This is a genomic window from Pigmentiphaga sp. YJ18 (assembly GCF_038066655.1).
Classification (GTDB): domain Bacteria; phylum Pseudomonadota; class Gammaproteobacteria; order Burkholderiales; family Burkholderiaceae_B; genus Pigmentiphaga.
Window position 1 is genome coordinate 353362 of the sequence record NZ_JBBUKU010000005.1, and the last position, 20871, is coordinate 374232.

The window sequence follows — 20871 nt, forward strand, 5'->3', positions numbered from 1 at the left end:
GACCGCCAGATCAACCGACGGTCAATCTAATGGTAAACCCGTAGCCCATCCATGAATGGGTGTAGACTAGTGCGCTCTCGTATTCCGGCCCGCGGCGAGGACTCCACCGCCGGCCGCCTCTTCCCGAGCCCTGCCGCTTGAACTCCGATTCCCCTTCGCTTCCGGCCTCGACGCGCCCGCTCTGGAAAGCCCGCGCGCTGGTGACGATCTCGCTCATGACCGGCGTCATGGGCAGCAGCGTCCCCACGCCGCTCTATCCCCTCTACCAGGCGCAACTGCACCTGCCCTCGTTCACCACCACGGCCATCTTCTTCGCCTATGTGGTCGGCGTGCTGAGCGCGCTGCTCGTCGGCGGCCGCCTGGCGGACCGGGTCGCGGACCGCCGCCGGCTGCTGCTGCCCGCACTGGCCATGGTGGCCACCGGCGCGATCCTGCTGGCCCTCGCCCACAACCTGGGCATGATGCTGGCGGGCCGCCTGCTGGCGGGGCTGGGCACCGGCACGCTGACCGGCGCGGCCAACGCCGCGCTGCTCGACCTCGAGCCGCCGCAGCACAAGCAGCGCGCCGCGCTGTTCGGCACGGCGGCCTTCACGCTGGGCTCCATCCTGGGGCCGATCCTGAGCGGCGTGGCGTTGCAGGCCGGGTTCTATCCCACCGTCCTGCCCTTCCTGATCATCATCTTGATCGTCCTCGCCGTCGGCCAGGGATTGTGGCGCCTGCCGCTGCGCCGTGCCGCCGCGCCCGCCCCGGCCCCGCATTCGCCGCAGGCCGTGCATGCGTCCGCCCGCGCACTGCCGGCCCGGCGCGTCACCCAGCTGATGCTGCTCTGCTGCATCACGCTGTCCATCGTCTGGGGCGTCGGTTCGTCGCTGATGGCGATGGGGCCATCGCTGGGCGAAAAACTGCTGGGCATCCACGACTACGCGCTCAGCGGCTACGCCAGCTCGCTGCTGGCGGCCTGCGCCGGCACGGCGCAGTTCCTCAGCCAGCGGACGTCCAGCACGTCCGCCTTCCGCTACGGCAACGTGGTCTTCGCCAGCGGCCTGGCCTGTGCCATCGCCTCGCTGCTGGCCACCCAGGCCTGGCTGATGGGCGTGGCGGTGCTGATCACCGGCCTGGGGTTCGGCGCGGCATTCATCGGCGCCGCCGGCATCGTCAACCAGATCGCGCCGCCCCAGCGGCGCGGCCTGATGGTCTCGCTGTTCTACATCGCGGGCTACATCGGCAACGCGTGGCCCATGCTGCTGGGCTTCATCACCGATCACGCCGGCCCCATGACCGCGGCGATGACGCTGCTTCTTACCGCCATCGCCGCGTCGGCGGGTTTCGTCGTCCTGTCCCGCCGGCTGCTGCCCATCCGCTCCTGACGGATACCCGGTCCGCCCTCTCCAAGTTACCCACCCCCGGTGTGGACAACTTTGGGGACAGCCTTGGGACTACACAAAAAAACCTTTTTTCACCAACGACTTACCCGGCGTGATGAAAAAATGGGCACGCCGATGAAACCGGATGGCTCTCCCTCCATGACCGACCGACGTACCTTTCTCGCCACCACGAGCGCCCTGGCCCTGGCCGCGCTGGGCTACGCGCCGGCCGGCGCGGCGGCGCCGCTCAAGCTGGGCGCGCGCACGCCCTTCTCGTTCGACCGCCTGGTGCGCGAAGCGCGCGAGGCCGCCACGCGCCCGTTCCAGGCCACCCCCATGCCGAACTGGCCCATCCTGGAACGCCTGGACTACGCCGCCGTGGGAGAAATCCGCTTCAAGCCGGACCATGCCCTGTTCGCCGATGGTCCCGGCCGATTCCCGGTCACCTTCTTCCATCTGGGCCGCTTCTCGCCCACGCCGGTACGCATGTACGTCCTGGACGGCAACGGCGGCCAGGCGCGCGAGATCCTGTACGACGAAAGCTATTTCGACATGCCGGCCGACAGCCCCGCCCATGCGCTGCCGCCCGGCATCGGCTTCGCCGGCTTCCGCTTCCAGGAAAGCCGCGTGGCCGAACCGCCCGCGCCGGACTGGCGCACGAACGACTGGGTGGCCTTCCTGAGCGCCTCGTACTTCCGCGCGATCGGAGAACTCTATCAATACGGCCTGTCGGCGCGCGGCATCGCGATCGACATCGCCGTGCCCGACCACGCCGAGGAATTCCCCGCCTTCACGCACATCTACTTCGTGCCGCCGGCGGCCGGCAGCGACACCGTCACGGTCTACGCCCGGCTGGACGGCCCCGGCATCACGGGCGCCTTCCGCTTCGACATGACGCGCGGCAAGGCCGTGCTGATGGACATCGAGGCGGCCCTGTTCCTGCGCCGGGACATCGAACGCCTGGGGATCGCCCCGCTGACCTCCATGTACTGGTTCTCGGAAGCCGCCAAGCCCGCCGCCGTCGACTGGCGGCCCGAAGTGCACGATTCGGACGGACTGGCGATGTGGACGCGCGGCGGCGAGTACATCTGGCGGCCCCTGAACAATCCGCCGCGCATCATGGCCTCGGCGTTCGGCGACGACAACCCGCGCGGCTTCGGCCTGCTCCAGAGGGACCGGAACTTCGACCACTACCTGGACGGCGTCCACTACGAACGCCGCCCGTCGCTGTGGGTCGAACCGCTGGGCGACTGGGGCCCGGGCGCCGTCCACCTGGTGGAGATACCCACCGACGACGAGATCCACGACAACATCGTCGCGATGTGGGTGCCCGCCGCCCCGGCAACGAAGGGCAGCGAGCACCGGTTGAAGTACCGCCTGCACTGGACCGACCGCGAGCCCTATCCGCCGGCCGCGGCCCGCTGCGTGGCCACCCGCCTGGGCAACGGCGGGCAGCCGGGCCAGCCGCGGCCCCAGGGGGTGCGCAAGTTCATGGTGGAATTCCTGGGCGGCCCGCTGGCCGGCCTGCCCTACGGCGTCACGCCGGAAGCCGTGCTGTGGGCCTCGCGCGGCAGCTTCTCCTATGTGTATGTCGAGGCGGTGCCCGACGACGTCCCCGGCCACTGGCGCGCGCAGTTCGACCTGACCGTGGACGGCGCCGATCCCGTGGAGATGCGCCTGTACCTGAAGAGCGGCGAGAAGACGCTGTCGGAGACGTGGCTGTACCAATACCATCCGCCGGGCGGCGGCGCCTGACCGCGCCGGGGGGCCTCCCCCGGCCGCCGGGTTTTCCAATAGACTCGCAGAACACCGCCCGGAATCCGCTTCGATGGATTACTCCACCAAGAACATCAAGAAATTCATCTACAGCCAGTACTTCTACATGGGCATCCGGCAGGCGCTGGGCGTGCTCATGCCGGCGCTGGTGCTGCTGGGGCTGTTCCATCAAGCGGCCCTGGGCCTGGCGGCCACGTTCGGCGCCATGTGCGTGGCCATCGTCGACCAGCCGGGCCCCTTCCGGCACCGGCGCAACGAGATGCTGGGCTGCGCCCTGCTGGGCACGCTGGCGGCCGCCATCACCGCGCTCGCCTCGCCGTATCCGCTGGCGCTGTGGGTGGCCGTCATCGTGCAGTGCTTCGGGTTCTCGCTGCTGGCGGTATACGGCCGCAAGGGCGGGCTGATCGGTTTCGGCTGCCTGCTGCTGATGACGCTGACCATGCACGACGTCCTGGACGCGCGCGCCGCGGCCCTGCACACCGCCGCGGTCCTGGTCGGCGGCCTGTGGTACACGGCGTTCAGCCTGGCGGTCAACCGCCTGCTCTGGTATCGGCAGGCGCAGCAGGCGATCGCCGTCTGCATCTTCGCCTCGGCCGAATACCTGGAAGCCAAGGCCCGCTTCTACGATCCGGACATCGACATCGAGGACAACTACCGGCAACTGATCGCCCGCCAGGCGGCCGTGGCCGAACAGCAGGAAGCCGCGCGCGACGTGGTGCTGCGCGAGTTGCCGCGCCGTTCCGACCGCAAACGCGACCAGTACCGCACCATGCTGTTCAACCTGTTCATCGACATCGTCGACCTGCACGAGACCATGGTCGCGGTCCATACCGACTACCTGCTGCTGCGCCGGATGTTCAAGGACTCCGACCTGCTGGTCTTCTTCCGCGACCTGCTGCACAAACTCTCGCAGGACACCGAGGCCGTGGGCCTGGCCGTGACGCAAGGCATGCCCAGCAAGAGCCGGATCACCGTCAAGGCCGAAGTGCGCGCCATCGAATACGAGATCGAACTGCTCAAGCAGCGCGGCTTCCCCGAGGCCGAGCCGGAAGCCTACGCCGCGCTGATCTCGACCTTCCGCCGCGCCCGCAACGCCGCCTACATCGTCGACCGGCTGCACCGCCATACCGACGTCGCCCACCTGGACGAACCCAGTTCGCTCCAGGTCGACGCCTCGCTGCAGCGCTTCCTGTCCCGCCAGGACTTCAAGCTGGGCCGCCTGAGCAGCAACCTCAGATGGAGCTCGCCGTATTTCCGGCACGCACTGCGGGTCACCCTGGCGGCGGCGATAGGCATGACCATTTCCAGCGAGTGGCTGATGCCCCACCACGCCATCCACGGCTACTGGGTGGTGCTGACCATACTCGTCATCATGAAACCGGGCTTCGCCCTGTCCAAGCAGCGCAACCTGCAGCGCCTGGCCGGCACGCTGATCGGCTGCGCGCTGGTCCTGGCCCTGCTGTTCTTCGTGCACAACAAGTTCGTGCTGCTGGCGGCGATGTTCGTGGCGGTCGTCATGGCCAACAGCCTGGTGCTGCTGTACTACGTCGGCAGTTCGGCCTTCAATACCGCCTTCGTGCTGCTGAGCTTCCACTTCCTGGCGCCGGGCTCGCTCATGGTGGTGGGCGAACGGGCCATCGACACGCTGGTCGGCTCGGCCATCGCGCTGGCCTGCAGCTACGTCTTTCCCTATTGGGAATACCGGATGCTGCGGCCGCTGCTGCGGCGCGCGGTCGAGGCCAACCGCCATTACCTGACGGCCAGCCTGGGACTGGTCGGCACCTCGCTCGACAACGTCGAGATGCACCAGGAAAACGTCGACTACCGCCTGGCGCGCAAGAACGTGCACATCGCCTTCGGCAACTTCACCAACTCGTTCTACCGGATGATGCTCGAGCCCAAGTCCAAGCAGCGTTCGCCGGCGCAGTTGAACAGCCTGGTCATCCAGTTGCACGACCTGGCCGCGCAGGTGGGCGCGGCGGCGCCGCTGATCGCCGCCCTGCCCGCGCTGCCGCCGCCCATGACCGAGACGTTCGAAACGGTGGACCGCCTGCTGCGCGACGCCAATGCCGGCAAGCCGGTCCAGCCGGACGAGGACGAGCGGCTCAGGCAGTTGACCCGGGACATGGACGGCGCCGTGGCGGCCGCCCAGGCGGGGACGGCGCCGGCCGACGCCGAGCGCGTGCTGGTCTTGCAGCAACTGGCCTACCAGGTCAAGCAGATGGCCAAGACCGCGCTGCTGATACGCGCCACGGTCCCCCAGGTGCATTAGCCTGGCTGGACCGCCTCAACCGTGGGTCGGCCCCAGCAGCCCGTGCTTGTGCTCGGCGTCGCGGCGCGCCGGCTCCGGTCCCGCCGCCAACCCCTGCAGGATGCCGCAGTCGCGCGCGGCCCGTTCGTCGGAACATTGGCCGCGCAAGGCCTTCAGCGTCTTTTCCAAAGCCTTCAGTTCGGCGATGCGGGTGGCGACGTGGCCGATGTGTTCGTCCAGCAACGCGTTGATCTCGCCGCAGTTGTCCGCCGGATCGTCGCAGAACCGCAGCAGCCGCCGGATCTCGTCCAGCGTCATGTCCAGCGCGCGGCAGTTGCGCACCAGCAGCAGCCGCTCGACGTGCGGCTCTCCGTAGATGCGGTAGTTCGCGGCCGTGCGGGCCGGCGGCGGCAGCAGGCCCTCGCGTTCGTAGTAACGAATCGTTTCGACCGGCGTGCCGGTGCGCGTGGACAGTTCGCCTATCTTCATAGCATTCCCCGCGGGGCTGTTTCCTCGTTCTAGGATACGCCTATGTCCCCGCTTGACTCTATACCCGCTACAGGGTTTCAAATGGATCCGTAACGCCTATGGAGCCGACGGATGTCCGATTCCTGCAAACACTGCCACTGCGACGGCCCCGAGGCCGCGCCTGAAACCACCCGCCCCCGCGACGCCTCGCCGGCCACGGACGAAGGACTGCGCACGTCCCTGTTCAAGATCGAACAGATGGACTGCCCGACCGAGGAACGGCTGCTGCGCAAGGCGCTCGAGTCCATGGAGGGCGTGCGCACGCTGTCGTTCGACCTGATCGGCCGCACGCTGAAAGTCGGCCACGTGCTGGACGACACGCAGCCCATCATGGCGGCCATCGCCGGCCTGAACATGTCGCCAGTGCCGATCGACGCGTCCGCCGCGCCCGAAGACCAGCCGGCCGAGGCCGCGCCGCGCCAGCCGTGGGTCCGCATGGGCCTGGCCGGCGCCTTCGCGATCGGTTCGGAGGTGCTGGCCTACGCCACCGGCGCCGATACCTCGCTGCCTGTGGCGGTGCTGGCACTGGCGGCCATCCTGCTGGGCGGCCTCGGCACGCTGCGCAAGGGGTGGCTGGCGCTGCGCCATTTCACCCTCAACATCAACCTGCTGATGACCGTGGCGGTGATCGGCGCGGCCCTGATCGGGCAATGGCCCGAGGCCGCCATGGTGATCTGGCTGTTCGGCGTGGCCGAGATGATCGAGGCGCTCAGCCTGACGCGCGCCCGCAATGCCATACGCAGCCTGACGGCCCTGGCGCCCGAACGCGGCCTCGTCCGCCAGGGCGATGGCTCGTGGCAGGAACTGCCCGCGCGGCTGATCGGCGTGGACGCCGTGGTGCGCGTGCGGCCGGGCGAGCGCATCGTGCTGGACGGCATCGTGGTGGGCGGCGCGTCCAGCGTGGACCAGGCCCCCATCACCGGGGAAAGCATGCCGGTGGCCAAGCAGGAAGGCGACGCGCTGTATGCCGGCACCGTCAACCAGCAGGGCGTGCTCGAATACCGCGTCACGGCCACCGCGGGACACACCATGCTGGACCGCATCGCGCAGACCGTGCAGGACGCCCAGGGCAAGCGCGCGCCCACGCAGCGTTTCATCGACCGCTTCGCCCAGGTCTACACGCCCGCCGTGTTCGGGGTGGCGATCGTCGTCGCGCTGGCCGGACCGCTGGTCCTGGGCATGTCGTGGTTCGACTCGGTCTACCGCGCGCTGGTCCTGCTCGTCATCGCCTGCCCGTGCGCGCTGGTCATCTCGACGCCGGTCACCATCGTCAGCGGCCTGGCCTCGGCCGCGCGGCGCGGCATCCTGATCAAGGGCGGCCTGTACCTGGAACAGGGCCGCCGCCTGCGCCGCCTGGCCCTCGACAAGACGGGTACGCTCACCCACGGCAAGCCCACCCTGACCGACGTGGTCCCGCTGGGCGCTTCGCCCCTGCCCAGACCCCGCGCGCTGCAACTGGCCGCCAGCCTGGACGCGCTGTCGTCCCACCCGGTGGCGCATGCCATCGTGTCGGCCCACGACGGCGCCGCCCTGCCTGTCGAGGATTTCGCCTCGCTGGCCGGACGCGGCGTCACGGGCCGGATCGAGGGCAGAACCTATGCGCTGGGCAGCCTGCGCCTGGCGCGCGAGCTGGGCGCGGCGGACGACGCGCTGGAAACCGGGCTGGAGACGCTGGAGCGCCAGGGCAAGACGGCCGTCATCCTGTGCGAGGACAACGTGGCCGTGGCCATCCTGGCGGTGGCCGACACGATCCGGGATTCGAGCCGGACCGCCGTGGCCGATCTGCGCCGGCTGGGCGTGGAGCCGGTGATCCTGTCCGGCGACAACGCCGCCACGGTGCGCGCGGTGGCCGCCGAACTGGGTATCGAGGATGCGCGGGGCAACCTGCTGCCCGACGACAAGCTGGCCGCCGTGGAGGCGCTGGGCCAGACTGCGCCCGTGGGCATGGTGGGAGACGGCGTCAACGACGCCCCGGCGCTGGCCCGCGCCGACATCGGCTTCGCGATGGGCGCGGCGGGCACGGATACCGCGATCGAGACGGCCGACGTCGCGCTGATGCAGGACGACCTGCGCAAGCTGCCCGAGTTCATCCGGCTGTCGCAAGGGACCTCGCGGGTGCTGTGGCAGAACATCGTGTTCGCGCTGGCCATCAAGCTGGTGTTCTTCGTGCTGACCTTCGCCGGCGAGGCCACCCTGTGGATGGCGGTGTTCGCCGACGCCGGCGCCAGCCTGCTGGTGGTGTTCAACGGGCTGCGGCTGCTGCGCCAGCCGCGCCCCGATCAGGCCGCCTTGCGGCGGAACACCAGCCGGTCGGGGCTGGATGCCGAGGCGTCGTAGCCGTAGCCTTCGGCATCGAAGCCCTGCAGGCCCTCGGGCTTGGCGATGCGCTTCTCGATGGCGTGGCGGGCCATCAGGCCCCGCGCACGCTTGGCGTGGAAGCTGATCACCTTGTAGGCCCCGCCCTTCCAGTCCTCGAACACGCACTGGATCACGCGGGCCTTCAGCGCCTTGCGGTCGACCGCCTTGAAGTATTCCTCGGAAGCCAGGTTCACCACGACCGGATGCCTGTCGGCCTCCTGGCGCTGGTTCAGGTAGTCGGACAGCTCGCTGCCCCAGTATTCGTACAGGTTCTTGCCCTTGGGGGTCGCCAGCCGCGTTCCCATCTCCAGCCGGTACGGCTGCATCAGGTCCAGCGGCCGCAGGGCGCCGTACAGGCCGCTCAGGATGACCACGTGTTCCTGCGCCCAGTCCAGTTGCCGGCCCGTCAGGCTGCCGGCATCCAGCCCCTCGTAGACGTCGCCGTTGAAGGCCAGCACCGCCTGCTTGGCGTTTTCCGCCGTAAACTTCGGCGTCCACCTGGCGTAGCGGGCCACGTTCAGTTCGGCCAGCGCCGGGCTCAGGCTCATGAGGCCCGCGACGTCGTCGGCGGACTTGGTTTTCAGCACCGAGATGAGCTTCTTGGCGCGATCCACGAACAAGGGCTGGGTGGACGTCTCGACGTGCGCGGGCGTGTCGTAATCCAGTTTCTTGGCGGGAGAAAGAAGAAACAGCATGGCGGATACCGGAGCAAATGAAGTCAGGCGTTAATGTAGACCAATTGTGTCCCTGCGGGCTGCCGCGCCCCTATGCGCAATGCTGCGGCCGGTGGCACCAGGGGCCCGGCCACTTGCAGGCGCCCGACGCGCCGGCGCTGATGCGATCACGCTACAGCGCCTACGTGCTGGGCCGGCACGACTATGTCCTGGCAACGTGGCATCCCTCCACCCGGCCGGCCGCCCTGGAACCCGACCCGCCCGGCCTGAAGTGGCTGGGGCTGGAGGTGCGGGCCTCGGCGCAGTCCGACGCCGACCATGCCACGGTGGAATTCGTGGCCCGCAGCAGGCTGGCGGGGCGCGCGCAGCGGATGCACGAGAACAGCCGCTTCGTGCGCGAGAACGGCCGCTGGTACTACCTGGACGGGACCTTCCCCTGACGGAGTGGTTAAACTGGCGGGCGGCGCCCCAAAGCGCCGCTTCCGGCCCACGCGGCCCCGACCCGACTGACACGCCATGCCCGTCCATCCCCTGCACGACCATCCGGCCTTCACGTCCGACTTCTGCGAACGCGAGTACAACAACCTCGCCCGCATCCCCGACCATCCCACCTATACCGCCCGCTGGGCCGCCGACGGCGCGCTGGCCCGGCGCACGCAAGGCGCGCAGCTGGGACTGCCCTACGGCGACGCGCCGGCCGAAACCCTGGACTACTTCCCGCCCCGCAAGCCGGGCGCGCCGCTGCTGGTCTTCATCCACGGCGGCTACTGGCGCGCGCTGAACAAGTCCGACTTTTCCTGGATCGCGCCCGCCTACGTGGCGCGCGGCGCCGCCGTGGCCATCGTGGACTACGGACTGGCGCCCGCCACGCCCATCGAGGAAATCGTGCGGCAGATGCTGCGCGCCCACGCCTGGCTGTACCGCCATGCCGCCGAACTGGGTTTTGATGCCCGCCGCATCGTGACCAGCGGACACTCCGCCGGCGGCCAGCTGACCGCGATGATGCTGGCCGCGCGCTGGCAGGCCTGGTCCGCCGGCCTGCCGCCCGACCTGGTCAGCGGCGGACTGGCGCTAAGCGGTCTGTACGATCTCGAACCGGTCGCCAAGGCGCCATTCCTTGCCAATCTCGAACTCACGCCGGCGCGCGTGGACGCGCTGTCGCCCGCCTATTTCGTGCCCGAGCGCCGCACACCGCTGATCGCCGCGGTCGGCGCATCGGAAACGGACGAATTCCGCCGCCAGAACCGGCTGATCGCCGCCTGCTGGCCGCGCAACGTCAAGCGCACGCTGGAAGTGCCCGACTGCCACCATCTGGACATCTGCGACCGGCTGGCCGACCCGGGACAGGCATTGTTCGCGGCGGCCTGCGAGCTGCTGGGCCTGTAGCCCCCCGGGGCGGTCTGGCGCCCCGTCCCGGCCAGAGTTGGCATCCCGCCATAAAGTTGACGAAATTAACTACATAGTTTACTTTCTCAACTATATTTCAAGGAAACGCCACCGTGGTCGAGGAAAACGAACTGCTGGCCGAGCGACACGGCCATGTCCTGCTGCTGACGCTGAACCGCCATCCCAAGCGCAACGCGCTCGGCCTGGCTATGCTGCAAGGCCTGGTCGACGCCTTCAATGGCGCCGATGCCGATCCCGACACGCGATGCGTGGTCATCGCCGCCCGGGGCAGCTGTTTCTGCGCCGGCGCCGACCTGGAAGAAGCCCGCCGCCTGGCGCGCGAGCAGCCGGAACTGGCCAGCCGGCGCAGCGACCTGCTGGTCGACATCAATACCATCGTGGCGCGCCTGGGCACGCCCGTCATCGCCGCCGTCAACGGTCCGGCCATAGGCGCGGGCGCCGGCCTGGCGCTGGGCAGCGACCTGGTCCTGGCCGCGCCCGCCGCCCGCTTCGGCTATCCCGAGGTCAAGCACGGCATCTCGGCCGGCATGCTGATTCCCAACCTGATCCGGCAGGTAGGCCCCAAGGCGGCCTTCGAACTGGTGGCCACCGGCGACCCCATCGACGCCGAACGCGCCTACGCGCTGGGCATGATCAACCGCGTCGTGCCCGAGGCGGAACTGCTGCCCGCCGCGCTCGCGCTGGCCGAGCGCCTGGCCCAGTTCGCGCCGGCCGGTCTCGTGGCCTCCAAGCGCGCGTTCCAGCAGGCCTACGAGCTGTCGCTGGAAGACGCGGTGCGCGCCGCGCGCGACGTCAACGACCGGATCCGCGCCTCCGCCGGCTGAACGTCCCCACGAATCCTCCAACACGGTCCTCTTCATCATGCTTGCTACCCGACTGACCTCCCTCCTCGGCATCCGCCATCCCATCGTCCAGGGGGGCATGAGCTGGGCCTCGTCCAACGCGGAACTGGCCCTGGCCGTTTCCGAGGCCGGCGGCCTGGGCGTGATCGCCGCCGGTCCCATGTATCCCGATGACCTGCGCGCGGCCATCGCCCGCGTGCGCGCCGGCACGCGCCAGCCTTTCGCGGTCAATGTGCCGCTGTACAACAAGCGCTCGGCGGAATTCCTGGACATCGTGCTGGAAACCGAAGTGCCGGTAATCATCGCCTCGCAGGGGGGGCCCAAGGCCCATATCGGTCGCTTCAAGGAAGCCGGCGTGACGTGGATACAGGTCACCGCCAACCCGCTGCACGCCCGCAAGGCCGAGGACGCCGGCGTGGACGCCGTGATCGCGGTGGGCGGCGAAGCCGGCGGCCATCCCGGCCCGGACGAGGTCGGCACGCTGGTGCTGGTGCGCGCGACGGTCAACGCCGTGACGGTACCGGTGATCGGCGCCGGCGGCATCGCCGACGGCGCGGGCATTGCGGCGATGCTGGCGCTGGGCGCGAGCGGCGCGCAGCTGGGCACGCGTTTCCTGCTGACCCCCGAATCGGGCCTGCACGCCGCCTACAAGGACCTGGTGCTGAACACGGGCATCGGCGACACCGCCATCGTCGGCCGTGGCCGTTCGCCCATCCGCATGGTCAAGAACGCGTTTTCGGCCGAGTACGAAGCGGCGGCCAACCGCGGCGCCGACGATGCGGAACTGGACGCCCTGTTCGCCCGCAGCTCGCTGCGGCAAGCCGCCAAGGACGGCGATGTGGCGCTGGGCAAGGTGGAGGCCGGGCAAAGCGCCGGCCTGATCGACAAACTGGAGCCTGCCGGCGAACTGGTCGAACGGCTGGCGCGCGACGCGGAAGCGGCCCTGGCCGGCGCCGCCTCCTGCATCCGCTGATTCAGGCCTGCCCGATGCTGGCGGGCTGGTAGTCCACGCCCGACCCCAGGCCCTCGGGCACCGCCAGCTCGCCCGACTCGACCTCCAGGCCGACGAACGGGTCGTCCAGCAGGTGATCGAACTCGGCCAGTTCGGCGCCGGCGTGGATGCTGCCGGCAACGCTGGCCACGTGCACCCCCTGGGCCGCCAGCAGGCGCGGCCCGAAGATGGCGCCGAACCGGTAGCCCACGCCCGCCGCCTCGCACAGGCGCACCGCGATCAGCGTGTTGCGTATCCCGCCCAGGTAATGCACCTTGAGGTTGTAGGAATCGGCGGCGCCCATGCCGATCAGGCGCACCAGTCCCGGCAGCCCGGCGATGGCCTCGTCCGCTTCGATCGGCAGCGCGCCCGCGGCGTGCACCCGGCACAATCCTTCGATGTCCGCCGCCGGCACCGGCTGCTCCATCATCACCACGCCCATCGGCCGCAGCGCCTCGCACACACGGATCGCCTCGTCGGCCTGGTAGGCCTGGTTGGCATCCACGGTCAGCGTGACGGCCTCGCCCAGCCGTTCGCGCACGGTGCGCACGCGGGCGAGGTCGAGCTCCGATTCGCCGCTCAGCTTCAGCTTGAGATAGCGATAGCCCTGCCGCGCCAGCTTGGCGGCCTGTTCGGCCATGTCCTCGGGCGACTTGATCGAGACGATGCGCGAGGCCTCGACGGTATCGCGCACCTTGCCGCCCAGCAGCACGTGCAGGGGAATGCCCAGCATCCGGGCCTGCAGGTCGTAGACCGCGCAGACGAAGCCCGACAGCGCGCAGACCTCCGCCCCGGCCACCGCTTCCAGCCGGCGGTGCAGGGTTTCCAGCGCGAACGCGTCCTGCCCCTGTGCCTCGCGCCGGAGCGCTTCCAGGACGGGCTCGATGCGGGCCGTGTCGGGCTTGAAGATGGGCGTGCCCAACACGTGTCCGTACCCCACCAGGCCGTTGCGCGCGGTCAGCGCCACGATCCAGCCGTCCACGTGGGTGATGGTGCCGCGCGCGAAGCGCCAGCTGGGATCGTCCTGGCGCTGCGAGCAGGCGATGATGTCCACGCGGTCTATCGTGGAGGCCGGAGTGCGCGGGGTGTTGGCGGTCATGGTCATTCGAGCTTGAGGTTGGCCGACTTGATGAGGTCCTTGGTGCGCTGGGCGTCATCGACGACGAAACGCGTGGTTTCCTCGGGCGAGAGCGTGGCCAGTTCGGTGCCCTGGGCCTCCATCAGCTTGCGGTACTCCGCCTTCCTCGCGACCGCGTTCAGCGCGGCGTTGAGCTTGTTCACCACCGCCGCGGGCGTGCCCTTGGGCGCCGCCACCGTATACCACGACGCGGACTCCGCGCCGCCCAGGCCCGCCTCGGCGAAGGTGGGCACGTCGGGCAGCAGCGGCGAGCGGGTCTTGGACGCATAGGCCAGGGCGCGCAGCTTGCCGGCCTTCACGAAGGGCAGTTCGCCCGACAGGTTCATCACGCCCACCTGCAGGCGCCCGGCCACCAGGTCGGTAATCGCGGGCGCCGCGCCGCCGTAGGGGATGTGCGCCATGTCGATCTTGGCCTGCTGCTTGATCAGTTCCCCGCCCAGGTGGGGCGAGGTGCCGGTGCCGGACGAACCGTAGTTCAGCTTGCCGGGATTGCTGCGCGCGAGCTCGATCAGCTCCTTCGCGGTATTGGCCTTGACCGAGGGGTTCACCACCAGCAGGTTGGGCTGGTTGGCCGCTAGCGCGATGAAAGTGAAATCCTTGATGCCATCGTAGGGCGTGGGCTGGATCAGCGGCGTGACGATGTGGGCCGCCGCGGTGCCGAACAGCAGCGTATAGCCGTCCGCCTCCGCCCGCGCCACGTAGGCCGCGCCTATGGTCGCGCCCCCGCCCGCCTTGTTCTCGACCACCACCTGCTGCCCCAGCTCGGTGCCCAGCTCCTTGGCCAGGCTGCGCGCCACGAGGTCGGCCGGACCGCCCGCCGCATAGGGATTGACCAGCACGATGGGCTTGGTCGGATAGGACTGGGCCTGCGCCCCCGAGGCGGCCAGCACAAGCGCCGCCGCCAACAACGATTGCTTGAACTGCTTCATGTGAGTCTCCTGGTTTTAGGCCTCCTCCGGCCTCGTACCGCCGGGAGAGGCGAGATCCGGCTGTCGCCGGCACGGCCTTAGATGACCTTTCTTTCGCGCAGCGCCTGGATGTCCTCCTTGCCCAGGCCCAGCCTGTCCGCCAGCACCTGGTCGGTGTGCTCGCCCAGCAGCGGCGGCCGCCCCAGGCTGGGGTCGTCGAAGCCGTCGAACTTGAACGGCACCGGCAGCGCCTTGAACGAACCGAGCTGGGGATGCGCGAACTCGCGCACCATGCCGCGCGCCAGCACGTGCTCATTGCTCAGCACCTCGTCCACGCTCAGGATCGGGCCGGCCGGCACCTTGGCCTCGTCGCACAGCCGGCAGAATTCGTCGCGGTCCAAGCGCGCGACGGCGGCCGACAAGCCGGCCATCACCTCCTCGCGGCGGTTGACCCGGTCGATGTTGCGCATCAGGGTCGGATCCTCGGCCCACTCGTGCAGGCCGAGCAGATCGCACAGCGGCTTCCAGTGCTGGTCGCTGCCCGTGACCTGCACCCACTTGTCGTCGCGGCAACGGAACGCCGCCGACGGCACGCGGCCCGGATGCTCGGTTCCCAGCCGGGGCGGCACCTCGCCCAGCGCGAAGAAGCGCGCCGCGGCCAGCGACAGCAGGCCGACCTGGCCGTCCAGCATGGAGAAGTCCACGTGGCAGCCCTTGCCCGTGGCCTGCCGCCCCATCAGGGCCGACAGGATGGCGATCGCGACCCACAGGCCCGAGGTCAGGTCGGCCACCGGGAGCCCTGGCTTGACAGGGCCCCCGCCCCGCTCGCCCGTCAGGCTCATGATGCCGCCCATGGCCTGGAACACGGTGTCGTAGCCCTTGCGGGGCGCGTAGGGGCCGGTCATGCCGAAGCCCGTGCACGACACGTAGACCAGCGCGGGGTTGTCCTGGGACAGGCGGGCGTAGTCGAGCCCGTAGCGCTGCAGCGTACCGACCGGGAAATTCTCCAGCACCACGTCGGCCTGGGCGCTGAGCTTGCGGATGAGATCCTGCCCTTCGGCGCTGCGCAGGTTGACGGTAATGGACTGCTTGCTGCGGTTGAAGGCCATGTAATAGGCCGATTCGGTACCGCCCTCGCCCTCGACCTTGGGTTCGAAACTGCGCGTCTCGTCGCCGGTGCCGGGCTGTTCGACCTTGATCACCGTCGCGCCCAGCTCGGCCAGGATCATCGTGGCGAAGGGACACGCCAGGACCCGCGACAGGTCCAGGATGGTGACGTTCTCCAGCGGACGCGTCATTTCGCCGCCTTGCGGAAGCCCCGCATGATGACGTTGGTATCGCGTCCGGCGGCCAGGCCTTCCTCCAGCGTCAGCTCGGCCACGCGATGGAACAGCCGCTTGGTGGTGCCCATCGCGATGGGGCTCCAGCTCGCCAGCTTGGCGGCGACTTCCAGCGCGGCTTCCAGCACCCGGTCGTCGGGTTCGACCCGGTTGGCCAGGCCCAGCGCCAGCGCGCGCGGACCGTTGATGGGCTCGCCCATGGCCAGCAGCTCGAACGCATGCTTGCGGCCCAGCTGGCGGACCAGGTTGGACATCACCACGGCCGCGACGATGCCGTGCTTGAGTTCGGGATAGCCGAAGCGGACGTTCTCGGCCATGACGGCCAGGTCGCAGGCGATGGCCAGCCCGGCGCCCCCGCCCAGCGCATTGCCCCGCACCGCGGCCACGACGGGCTTGGACATGCGCGAGAAGGCCAGGTGCAGCCCGGTGGTCAGGTCGGCGCGCGCATTGACGGCCTGGGGATCCTCGGGCACCAGCGCGCTGAACTCCGACGTGTCTGCGCCGGCACAGAACGACTTGCCCGCCCCCGTCAGCACCACCGCATTGACCTCGGCATCCCGCTCGGCCTGCCACAGCGCATCCACCAGCGCCTGTGTCAGCGCGGTGTTCAACGCATTGTGCTTCTCCGGCCGGTTCATCGTCAGGATACGGACGGCCCCTCGGGTCTCAATCAGGAGTTCGGACATGCTCATGCTCGTGGTTTCCAATATAGTTGATTTTATATACTACTTAATTGATAAATTCAACTATATGGACGGAAAACGCCCCCACAGCCCCGCTGCCACCCCCTGAGAAAATCGCCCCAGACCAGGGCACGGGGGATCCGGCTCCGCCGGTCCCCCGCCGCCCGCCCCCTGGGGGGCGCGCGTCAGCGCGTACGGGGGAGCTTTAATTCTTCCAGCAACCCGATCGTATGCTCGGTCAGCTTGTCGATCGCCCGCTCGAGCACTTCCCGTTCTTCGTCGGTCAGCACGGACAGCATCTTCTCGTTGCGATCGACCGCCTTGGGAAACACCTTGCGGTACAGCGCCCGGCCCTGCGGGGTCAGGTCGAGCCGCACACCCCGTCCGTCCGATTCGTCGGCGCCCCGCTTGACCAGGCCGCGCTCGATCAGCTCGGCCACGCTGCGGCTGGCCTGGCTCTTGTCGATGTTGGCCTCGTGCGCCAGCGCATTGAGCGACAGCGGGGCGAACGCGCCCAGCAACCCGACGATGCGCCAGTCGCGCGAGCCCAGTTCGTACTGGCTCTCGTTCACCCGTGCGGCGATGCGGCTGGAGACGAAGGCCAGGCGGTTCAGGCGGTAGGAAAACAATTCCTTGAGATTCGCGGGAACGGGTCTTGTCATACGTCTTTCTCGATAGGTGAACGCAGGAATTTACCTCACTCGGGCCCGGCCGGGGACGGCTTGGGCCGCCTCAGCTTGAAGCTGCTCATGGCCGTGGCGACCAGCGTACCCGCCTCGTCCCGCACTTCGCACTGGCAGAAGGCGATGGACCCGCCGGCATGCTTGACCTCGGCGCGGGCCGTCAGGTCGCCCCGGCCCGGCGCGATGAAATGGATGTTCAGGTCCACCGTGCCGGAGGTCTCCAGGCCGGATTCGATCGTGCGCGTGGCAATGGCCATGCTCGAATCCATCAGCGTGGCGATGGCCCCGCCATGGATGACCCCGCGCCGGTTCGCCAGCCGCGCGCTGGCGGTCATGACGAGCATCGAACGGCCCAGGTCGGCCTCGCGCACGGCAATGCCCAGCCACGCGGCGAATGGCGCCAGGGCCGAACCCGCCAGGGGGCCGGTGGGAATGACCGCCTCGGGCTCCAGCACCGCGCAGGACTCGGGACTATCCATGCGCGGCCACCCCCAGCAGGGGATTCAGCCCGCTCTGGGCGACGCGGCTGTGCAGCGTGCGGCCCAGGGCTTCCTCGCACATCGCCGCGGTTTCCATCAACCCCGCCAGGTCGATGCCGGTGGATACGCCCATGGATTCGAACAGGTTCACCAGGTCCTCGGTCGAGACGTTGCCGGTGTGTCCGCCGCCGTACTTGACCTTGGCCGGATGCCCGCCCACGCCGCCGAACGCGCAGTCGAAATAGCGGCAGCCCGCCTCCAGCGCCGCCACGTAGTTGACCAGGCCGGTGCCCCGCGTATCGTGGAAGTGCGCCACCGTCGCCACGTCCGGCAGTTCGGCGTGCACCGCCGACATCAACTGCTTGACGGTCTGCGGCGAGGCCATGCCGGTCGTGTCGCCCAGCGCCACGTGCATGACGCCCAATTGCGCGAAGCGCCTGACGTCCTCCAGCACGCTGTCCGCCGACACCCGGCCCTCGAAGGGACAGCCCCAGGCGACCGACACCGTGCCGATCATGCGGAAACGCCCCTGCGATGCCGCGACCATGTCGGCCACGTTCTGCCACTGGTCGGCGCGGCTGCGCCGCAAATTCTTCATCGAATGCGATTCGCTGGCCGACACCAGCAGGCTGATCTCGTTGGCGCCGAAGCCGGCGTCCAGGTCGGCCACCGCGCGCTCCACCGCACGCACGTTGGCGCAGGTGGCCTTGTACCAGACCCCGTCGCGGCGGGGCAGCGTGCGCAGCAGCTCGCTGGCATCGCCGAACTGGGGCACGACCTTGGGATTCGAATACGAGGTCGCCTCGACGCGCTGGAAGCCGATGCGGGCGAAGCGGTCGATCAAGGCCACCTTGGTGGCCGTCGGGATGAAGGTTTCCTCGTGCTGCAGGCCATCCCGGGCAAAGCATTCGCAAAGCGTAACGTCGCTCATCGGTCTAGCCTCCCTTCGCGCCATGGACGTTCGCCAGGCCGAACAGCTCGATGGCATGCGCCTTGAGCTTGTTCTTCTGGACCTTGGAACTGCCCGTCATGCCGATATTGTCGAACGTATCCACGATCTCGAGGTAGCGCGGCACCTTGAAGTTCGCGCAGCGCGCCTTGCACCAGTCGATCAGTTCCTGGCGCTCGGCCTGTTTGCCTTCCTTGAGCAGCACGAAGGCCGCCGTCACCTCGCCCAGGCGCGCGTCGGGCACGCCGATCACCTGGGCCATCTGCACCGCGGGATGCGCGTGCAGCGTCTCCTCGACCTCGGCCGGCGCGACGTTCTCGCCGCCGACCCGATACATGTCCTTGAGCCGGCCGACCATGCGCAGCCGGCCCTCCGGCGACATCTCGCCCAGGTCGCCCGTGCGCAGCCAGCCTTCGGGCGTCAGCGCCTTGGCGGTCGCCTCGGGCATCTTGTAGTAGCCGCGCATCACGTGCCAGCCCCGCACCTGGATCTCGCCCTGGCCGCCCGGAGGCAGGACCTCGCCGCTGTCCTGGTCGACGATGCGCACCTCGGTGCCGGGATGCGGCAGGCCCCAGCCATGGGCGCGCAGTTCGAAGGGGTCATCCCGCGACGACATGATCACGTTGGGCGAAGCCTCGGATTGCCCGTACGCGTTGCAGACATGGTCCACGCCCATCACGTCGCGGATCTGCTGCATGACCTCGGGTCCCGCCGCCGCCCAGCCGCCGCGCAGGTGCAGCTTCTTGGGATCGAAATCGGGATGGCCCATCATCATCAGGAAGATGGTGTCGTTGCCCGAGGTCAGCGTGCACTTTTCCTCGTCCATCACGCGCAGCGTCTCGGCCACGTCGAACTTGGGCAGCGTCAGCAGACAGCAGCCGGCCACCAGGCTGACCAGCACGGACAGCGTCGTGCCCGAGACGTGGAAGAACGGCCGGATGCTGAAATAGCGGTCGTCGTGGCGCACGCCTATGCGCTGGCCGGCGGCCCACGCGTTGGTCAGCATGTTGGCGTGAGTCAGCATCACGCCCTTGGGGAACGACGTGGTGCCCGAGGTGAACTGCATCAGCAGCAGATCGTCGGGCGTGATTCCGGCGGCCACCGCCTCGACGGTATCGGGCGCCACCTGCTGGCCCCGGGCCAGGAAATCCGCGTAGCGCTCGGCGCCCGCCGGGCAGGGGCCGTCGCCCACCATGACGGCTCGGCGCAGCTCGGGCAGCGCCTGGCCGGGCAGGCCGGCATTCAGCGCCGGCTCGACCGCGGTCAGCAACTGGACGAAATCGATGCCCAGGAACGCGTCGGCGAACACCAGCAGCTTCACGTCCGCCTGCTTCAGGCAGAACTGCAGTTCGTCGGTCTTGAAGCGGGTATTGACCGGTACGGTCACCGCGCCCAGGGTCGCGCAGGCGAAGAAGGTCTGCAGCCAGGTGGCGCCATTGCCCAGCATGATCCCGACGTGGTCGCCCTTGCGCACGCCGCTGGCGTGCAGCGCGGCGGCGATGCGGCGGGTGCCGGCCAGCACTTCTTCCCAGGTCAGGCGGTCGGCCTGGCAGACGAAAGCCTCGCGCGAGCCGTACTCGCGGGCGGTGTGTTCCAGCGTGCGATAGAGCGTGGTGGGCCGGTCAAGCATTTTTCTGCGCTCCCGCACCGAAGCCCGAGATCGCGCGCTTCCAGTCGCTGTGGCGCAGGTTCTCCTCGATGGCCAGCAGCTCCACGGCCATCGCGCCCTCGCGCGTGGTCTCCACGCCCTGGTCCACGCAACGCTTGGTCAGCCTGACCGTCAGCGGCGCGGCGGCGGCGATGTGGCGGGCCATTTCCATGGCACGCGCCTCCAGTTCCGCCGGCTCGTACACGTGGTTCACCAGACCGATGGCCTTGGCTTCCTGCGCCTCCACGGTGCGGCCGGTGAACAGCAGCTCCTTGGCCATGCGCGTGCCCACCATGCGCGGCAGCCGCTGGGTGGCGCCTATGGTGCCCCAGCCGACCTCCGGGTAGCGGAACTTCGCCTCGGTGGAGGCCAGGATGAAGTCGCTGGCGCCGGCGATCTCGCAGCCCGAGCCGAAGGCCGCGCCATGCACCACGGCGATGACCGCCTGCGGCAGGCGCTCGAGGGCGGCGTAGGCGGTGAAGCCCTTGACGCGGCGCGCGGTCAGCTCGGCGGTGGACATGTCCTTGCGCTCCTTCAGGTCGGCGCCGGCGCAGAACACCGGCCCTTCTCCCCGGATCACGACCACGTGCACGGCCTCGTCGGCGGCAAGCGCCTCGGTCGCGGCGATCAGCTCGCCGCACATGGCCGTATTCAGCGCGTTGCGGCTCTCGGGCCGGTTCAGTGTCAGCGTGGCGACGTGGTTTTCGACCTCGACGCGGATGGTGGAATATGCACTGCTCATGCGAACCCCTGGATGTCTGGTGGCCTACGATAGTTGTTTTTATACACTACTTTGTTGACGATAACAACTATATGGACGAGCCACCCGGCCCGGACCCGTCGGTGCCCAGG

General features: G+C 69.1%; 19 protein-coding genes. 8 read left to right on the forward strand and 11 right to left on the reverse strand.

Annotation, left to right across the window (positions count from 1 at the left end; translation table 11 throughout):
• The first annotated feature begins 137 nt into the window (after positions 1-137).
• From WKR98_RS26635 to WKR98_RS26645, 3 genes are all read left to right on the forward strand, one after another.
• Entirely contained in the window at positions 138-1367 is a 1230-nt protein-coding gene (locus WKR98_RS26635) for an MFS transporter (protein WP_341435115.1), read from the forward strand.
• 156 nt (positions 1368-1523) lie between these two features.
• Complete coding sequence (locus WKR98_RS26640) at positions 1524-3119, forward strand: glucan biosynthesis protein (protein WP_124688602.1); 1596 nt, start codon at positions 1524-1526, stop codon at positions 3117-3119.
• A 73-nt stretch (positions 3120-3192) separates the two neighbouring features.
• Entirely contained in the window at positions 3193-5412 is a 2220-nt protein-coding gene (locus tag WKR98_RS26645; protein ID WP_341435116.1) for an FUSC family protein, read from the forward strand.
• A 15-nt stretch (positions 5413-5427) separates the two neighbouring features.
• Here WKR98_RS26645 and cadR read toward each other — a convergent pair whose 3' ends face one another.
• Entirely contained in the window at positions 5428-5880 is a 453-nt protein-coding gene (gene cadR / locus WKR98_RS26650) for a Cd(II)/Pb(II)-responsive transcriptional regulator (RefSeq protein ID WP_124688600.1), read from the reverse strand.
• A 111-nt stretch (positions 5881-5991) separates the two neighbouring features.
• On the opposite strand from cadR, the gene WKR98_RS26655 reads away from it, so the two are divergent.
• Positions 5992-8256 (forward strand): heavy metal translocating P-type ATPase, encoded by a 2265-nt coding sequence (locus WKR98_RS26655; protein ID WP_341435117.1) that lies wholly within the window; start codon positions 5992-5994, stop codon positions 8254-8256.
• Here the strand turns inward: WKR98_RS26655 and yaaA are convergent.
• A complete protein-coding gene (gene yaaA / locus WKR98_RS26660; RefSeq protein ID WP_124688598.1) occupies positions 8199-8972 on the reverse strand; it encodes a peroxide stress protein YaaA in 774 nt (257 codons plus the stop codon). The genes WKR98_RS26655 and yaaA overlap by 58 nt on opposite strands.
• A gap of 17 nt (positions 8973-8989) precedes the next feature.
• Here yaaA and WKR98_RS26665 point away from each other — a divergent pair, with 17 nt between their 5' ends.
• The 4 genes from WKR98_RS26665 (at position 8990) to WKR98_RS26680 (ending at position 12173) form a co-directional block, all read left to right on the forward strand.
• The gene (locus tag WKR98_RS26665) at positions 8990-9391 is read left to right on the forward strand and encodes a YchJ family protein (RefSeq protein ID WP_341435118.1); all 402 of its coding nucleotides are present in this window, start codon (positions 8990-8992) and stop codon (positions 9389-9391) included.
• Between the two features lie 76 nt (positions 9392-9467).
• Positions 9468-10337, forward strand: a complete 870-nt coding sequence (locus WKR98_RS26670; protein WP_341435119.1) for an alpha/beta hydrolase — start codon at positions 9468-9470, stop codon at positions 10335-10337.
• Between the two features lie 113 nt (positions 10338-10450).
• Positions 10451-11182, forward strand: a complete 732-nt coding sequence (locus tag WKR98_RS26675; protein WP_341435120.1) for an enoyl-CoA hydratase/isomerase family protein — start codon at positions 10451-10453, stop codon at positions 11180-11182.
• A gap of 37 nt (positions 11183-11219) precedes the next feature.
• Positions 11220-12173 carry an NAD(P)H-dependent flavin oxidoreductase gene (locus WKR98_RS26680; protein ID WP_341435121.1) on the forward strand — a complete coding sequence of 318 codons (954 nt, stop codon included), beginning with the start codon at positions 11220-11222 and terminating at the stop codon, positions 12171-12173.
• A 1-nt stretch (position 12174) separates the two neighbouring features.
• Here WKR98_RS26680 and WKR98_RS26685 read toward each other — a convergent pair whose 3' ends face one another.
• From WKR98_RS26685 to WKR98_RS26725, 9 genes are all read right to left on the reverse strand, one after another.
• Entirely contained in the window at positions 12175-13290 is a 1116-nt protein-coding gene (locus WKR98_RS26685; RefSeq protein WP_341435122.1) for a mandelate racemase/muconate lactonizing enzyme family protein, read from the reverse strand.
• A 2-nt stretch (positions 13291-13292) separates the two neighbouring features.
• On the reverse strand, positions 13293-14258 hold the full coding sequence (locus WKR98_RS26690; RefSeq protein ID WP_341435123.1) for a Bug family tripartite tricarboxylate transporter substrate binding protein: 966 nt from the start codon (positions 14256-14258) through the stop codon (positions 13293-13295).
• Between the two features lie 77 nt (positions 14259-14335).
• Positions 14336-15535, reverse strand: coding sequence for a CaiB/BaiF CoA transferase family protein (locus WKR98_RS26695; protein ID WP_341435124.1), 1200 nt, complete (start codon positions 15533-15535; stop codon positions 14336-14338).
• Positions 15532-16263 carry an enoyl-CoA hydratase/isomerase family protein gene (locus tag WKR98_RS26700; protein ID WP_341435125.1) on the reverse strand — a complete coding sequence of 244 codons (732 nt, stop codon included), beginning with the start codon at positions 16261-16263 and terminating at the stop codon, positions 15532-15534. Before WKR98_RS26700 ends, WKR98_RS26695 begins: the two co-directional genes overlap by 4 nt.
• A 182-nt stretch (positions 16264-16445) precedes the next feature.
• Complete coding sequence (locus WKR98_RS26705) at positions 16446-16922, reverse strand: MarR family winged helix-turn-helix transcriptional regulator (RefSeq protein ID WP_341435126.1); 477 nt, start codon at positions 16920-16922, stop codon at positions 16446-16448.
• A 35-nt stretch (positions 16923-16957) separates the two neighbouring features.
• Positions 16958-17422 carry a PaaI family thioesterase gene (locus WKR98_RS26710; RefSeq protein ID WP_341435127.1) on the reverse strand — a complete coding sequence of 155 codons (465 nt, stop codon included), beginning with the start codon at positions 17420-17422 and terminating at the stop codon, positions 16958-16960.
• Positions 17415-18353: a hydroxymethylglutaryl-CoA lyase gene (locus tag WKR98_RS26715; RefSeq protein ID WP_341435128.1), complete on the reverse strand. Its 939-nt coding sequence runs from the start codon at positions 18351-18353 to the stop codon at positions 17415-17417. The genes WKR98_RS26710 and WKR98_RS26715 overlap by 8 nt, the downstream gene beginning before the upstream one ends.
• Before the next feature lie 4 nt (positions 18354-18357).
• Entirely contained in the window at positions 18358-20001 is a 1644-nt protein-coding gene (locus WKR98_RS26720) for an AMP-binding protein (protein ID WP_341435129.1), read from the reverse strand.
• Positions 19994-20761, reverse strand: a complete 768-nt coding sequence (locus WKR98_RS26725; protein ID WP_124688585.1) for an enoyl-CoA hydratase/isomerase family protein — start codon at positions 20759-20761, stop codon at positions 19994-19996. Before WKR98_RS26725 ends, WKR98_RS26720 begins: the two co-directional genes overlap by 8 nt.
• Positions 20762-20871 lie beyond the last annotated feature (110 nt).